The following is a 4426-nucleotide window of genomic DNA, read 5'->3' as shown; positions in this document are numbered from 1 at the left end:
CCCCCCCCCCCCCCCCCCCCCCCCCCCCCCCCCCCCCCCCCCCCCCCCCCCCCCCCCCCCCCCCCCCCCCCCCCCCCCCCCCCCCCCCCCCGCGATGTTGACGGAAGGGGTTGACCCGTCAGCCGAGCAGGCTGCCCAACTCGACGTGCGGGAGGCCGTGCGCCTCGGCCACCTCGCGGTAAACCACCTGGCCCTCATGGGTGTTGAGGCCCTTGGCCAGGGCGGCGTCGCGGCGCAGGGCGTCGGCCCAGCCGCGGTTCGCCAGCTCCACGATGTAGGGCAGCGTGGCGTTGGTGAGCGCGTACGTGGAGGTGTTCGGCACCGCGCCGGGCATGTTGGCGACGCAGTAGAAGACCGAGCCGTGGACCGGGAAGGTCGGCTCGGCGTGGGTGGTCGGGCGCGAGTCCTCGAAGCAGCCGCCCTGGTCGATCGCGATGTCGACAAGTACGCTTCCGGGCTTCATCTTGGCGACCAGCTCGTTGGTGACCAGCTTCGGGGCCTTGGCGCCGGGGATGAGCACCGCGCCGACGACGAGGTCGGCCTCGACGACGGCCTTCTCCAGCTCGAAGGCGTTGGAGACGACGGTCTGCACCCTGGTGCCGAAGATCCGGTCGGCCTCGCGCAGCTTGTTGATGTCGCGGTCGAGCAGCGTGACGTGGAAGCCGAGGCCCACGGCGATCTGCGTGGCGTTCCAGCCGGAGACGCCGCCGCCGATGACGACGGCCCGGCCGGCCGCCGTGCCGGGCACGCCGCCGGGCAGCACGCCGCGGCCGCCGGCCGAGCGCATCAGGTGGTAGGCGCCGACCTGGGGGGCCAGGCGGCCCGCGACCTCGGACATCGGGGCGAGCAGCGGGAGGGCGCGGTTCGCGGTCTCGACCGTCTCGTAGGCGATGGCGGTGGTGCCGGAGGCCAGGAGCGCGTCGGTGCACTCGCGGGAGGCGGCGAGGTGCAGGTAGGTGAAGAGCGTCTGGCCCTTGCGGAGGCGGTGGTACTCCTCGGCGATCGGCTCCTTGACCTTCAGCAGCAGGTCGGCGGCGGCCCAGACCTCGTCGGCGGTGGGCGCGATCCGCGCCCCGGCGGCGACGTACTCCTCGTCCGTGATGGACGAGCCGGCGCCGGCGTTCTGCTCGATGACGACCTGGTGGCCGTTGCGGACGAGCTCATGCACTCCGGCGGGGGTGATCGCCACCCGGAACTCGTTGTTCTTGACTTCGCGGGGGATGCCGACCTTCACGTCGATCACGGTCCTTGGCTCGGAGGGGCATCCGGGACGCGACGGTGCAACCCGGACACAAACAGCATAAAGGGAGACGCCACGGGAGAACGCGGCAGAGCCAGTCTAATGAAGGACTTCGTGCTGTCTAGCCTTACAAAGCATTAACTTTCTGACGAAGCACTGCGGATTTCGTAGGCAGATGCTTCGTCGCCCAGCAGTCGTTCGGCTGTCCCGCGGTGCAGCCGCGCCGCCGCCGGGTCCCCGAGCCGGTCCAGCGTGTCCGCCAGCCGGAGCTGCACCGCCGCCTGGAGCCGTACGTCACCCGCGCGCCGGGCCACCTCGACGGCCTCCCGGCAGGTCCGCAGCGAGTCGTGCGGCCGGCCGGCGTACTCCTGGACCCGTGCCGCCTCGCTGAGCGCCCGCGCGTGCGCCGCCGGGTCTCCGAGCCTGCGGTGGACGGCGGCGGCGGCGCGCCAGTCGCGCAGCGCCTGCCCGTAGCGCCCGGCGTACGTGTGGACCGCGCCGAGCCGTCCGTACAGGCGCGCCTCGTCGGCACGCTCGCCCTGGCTCAGCCGCTGGGCGAGCGCGCGGCCGTACCAGTCGGCGGCCCGGTGGTAGTCGCCCAGCTCCTCGTACGCTCCGCCCACGGACTCCATCGCCCGACCGGTCGCGTACAGGTCGCGTGCCGCCCGCCCGGCGTCCAGCGCGGCCCGGTAGCGGGTCAGCGCGGCGCGGGTGCGACCGGTCCGGGCGTCCAGGTCTGCGAGGTTCAGCAGGGCGGCGGCCTGTTCGCGGGGCAGGCCGCGGCGGACCGCCACGTCCAGGACCAGCCCGTGCAGCCCGTACAGCTCGGGGGCGGCCTCCTCGGTGCCCCGGTGCGCGGCCAGGGCCCGCACCAGGGCCGCCACCAGCCGCCGGGCCAGGGTGTCCAGAGCGCCGTCGGCCACGGCGAGCCGGGCCGAGGCGAGCAGCGCGGGCTGGCGGTTGCGCAGCCAGGCGCCCGCCTGCTCGGCGTTGGGGAAGCGCAGGGAGCGGGGCAGTCCGGCGATCGAGCGGCGGGCGGCCGAGCCCTCCGGTTCGGTGGTGGCGCGGCAGGAGCGCAGGCGGCGCACGGTCCGCTCCAGCATCCGGGCGCGGGCGAGCTGGATCTCGGCGGGGCGGTCGCACTCCTCCAGCAGCGTCCGCATCGTCGGGACCAGGCAGCCGGGCACCGCGTACTGGGGGTGGGCGGCGCCGTCCGTCCGCAGCAGCCCGAGCCGGACGAAGTCCTCCAGCGTCGAGCGGGCGGCCGAGACGGAGCAGCCGGCGAGCGCGGACGCCGTGTGGGCGTCGGCGAGCCCGGCGGGGGCGAGGGAGAGCAGGCGCAGTATCCGGGCGGCGGCCTGCGGCAGGGAGTCGTGGACGAGGCGGAAGGCGCGGGCCGGCGGGAGCGCGCCGGCGTCGGGCAGCTCGCGCAGCCGCTTGGCGGCGTCGGCGACCGAGGCCGTGGGGTGGGCGGCGAGCCATCCCGCGACCAGGACGAGCGCCGCGGGCTGCCCCGCGCACTCCTCGGCCAGCGTCTCCGCGGTGCGGGGGTCGACGGTGATGCGGACCTGTCCGATGGAGCGGGCCAGCAGCCGCACGGCCGCGCCGGTGTCCAGACCGCCGAGGGCGCAGGGCCGGACGTCGGGGATGCCGGTGAGCGGGCCGGTCGAGGTGGCGATGACCAGGCAGTCGGGGTTCTCCGGGAGCAGCGGGTCGACCTGGTCGGCGCCGGCCGCGTCGTCCAGCACGAGGACGAGGCGGCGGGCGGCGAGTGCCTCGCGGACCATCTGCGACAACTCGTCCTGGTCCGCGCCGGGCGGGACGGGTGCGCCGAGCAGGTCGAGGAGTTCCCCGGCGGTGCGTTCGGTGGGGACGGGTGCGCCGCCGGGCTCGGTGAGGCAGACCCTCAGCACCCCGTCGGGGTAGTCGCCGGAGCCGGTGCCGGGAGAGGCCCACGGCAGCACGCCCGTGCCGATGGCGCAGGGCTCGGCGGCGCGGGTGCCGGTGAGGGCGGCGGCCAGCTCCTCGGCAAGGGCGCTGCGGCCCGAGCCGCGGCGGCCCGCGACGAGCAGGACGCGCGCGCGGGGGGTCTTGCGGCCGGCCAGGGTGTCCAGTCCGGCTCGCTCGATGTCGGCCCGCAGGGACTTCAACTCGCGTTCCCTGCCGAAGAACCGGGTCGGAGCGGCGCCGGACGGCCGCTCGGTCCCCGCGGCTTCGGCCGGGCCGCTGGTGTCCACCGCCTGATCGGTCACGAGCCACGCTCCACTTCGCTGCCGCGATGCCCGCCGGAAGTCCGGTCGGGTGCTTTTCGAGCGTAGTTCAGCGGTGACGGCGATCACTGCGGAGCGGGGCGGGGTACCGGAGAACATCCCCCGATCGGATCAACATTCTTTACGATTGTCCTACCGGAGGATGCGGGACGTCCGGAGCCGACGGTCCCTCAGGACGCGAACGGGCGGGCGGGCCACGGCGCTTCGGCGGGGCGCAGCGCGTCGACCCCCTCGCCCGCGAGCGCGGCGGTGAGCGCGAGCACCCCGACGACCAGGCAGTTGTTGTGCAGGTCGCCGGCGAGCACCGAGCGGACCAGGTCGGCCAGCGGCACGCGGGCCAGCTCCATGTCGGCCTCCTCCTCGGAGACCGCGAACCGCTCGCCCTCGACCTCGGAGAGGTCGCGCGCGAGGAAGACGCGCACGGCCTCGTCGCAGCCGCCGGGCGTGGTGTAGACGTCGACCAGCACCCGCCAGTCCTCGGCCTTGACGTGCGCCTCCTCGTACAGCTCGCGCTGGGCGGCGTGCAGGGGGTTCTCGCCGGGGACGTCGAGCAGCCCGGCCGGGATCTCCCAGAGCTTGTGGCGCACCGGGTGGCGGTACTGCCGCACCACGGTGACCCGCATCTCGTCGTCGAGCGCGAGGATGGCCACCGAACCGGGGTGGACCTGGTAGTCGCGGCGCACCACGCCGCCGTCGGGCATCACCACGTCGTCGGTGCGCACGCTGGTCTTGGCGCCCGTGAAGGGGGTCACGCTCGCGGTGACCTGCCACTCCTCGGGCGTGTCCTGGATACCCATGTACGTCCTTCCACGAACACGACGGAAACCGGGGTGGGGGGGGGGGGGGGGGGGGGGGGGGGAGGCAACAGGCAAACCGCGGCATGCAGCGCGCACCCCAACAAAAAACGGCGTGCATG

The 4426-nt window shown here is 74.8% G+C and carries 3 protein-coding genes; all 3 read right to left on the bottom strand.

Going from position 1 to position 4426, the window contains the following annotated elements:
- Positions 1 to 118: 118 nt before the first annotated feature.
- A complete protein-coding gene (ald, locus tag ACZ6EJ_RS24385) occupies positions 119 to 1234 on the bottom strand; it encodes an alanine dehydrogenase (RefSeq protein WP_469269978.1) in 1116 nt (371 codons plus the stop codon).
- 143 nt (positions 1235 to 1377) lie between these two features.
- Positions 1378 to 3492, bottom strand: coding sequence for a tetratricopeptide repeat protein (locus ACZ6EJ_RS24380; RefSeq protein WP_469269974.1), 2115 nt, complete (start codon positions 3490 to 3492; stop codon positions 1378 to 1380).
- Between the two features lie 188 nt (positions 3493 to 3680).
- Positions 3681 to 4307, bottom strand: coding sequence for an NUDIX domain-containing protein (locus ACZ6EJ_RS24375; RefSeq protein WP_469269973.1), 627 nt, complete (start codon positions 4305 to 4307; stop codon positions 3681 to 3683).
- Positions 4308 to 4426: the final 119 nt, after the last annotated feature.

This window comes from Streptomyces sp. NPDC041970, from assembly GCF_055588985.1.
Note: the sequence above shows the minus strand (reverse complement) of the source record. Positions and strands in the feature narration are given on the sequence as shown.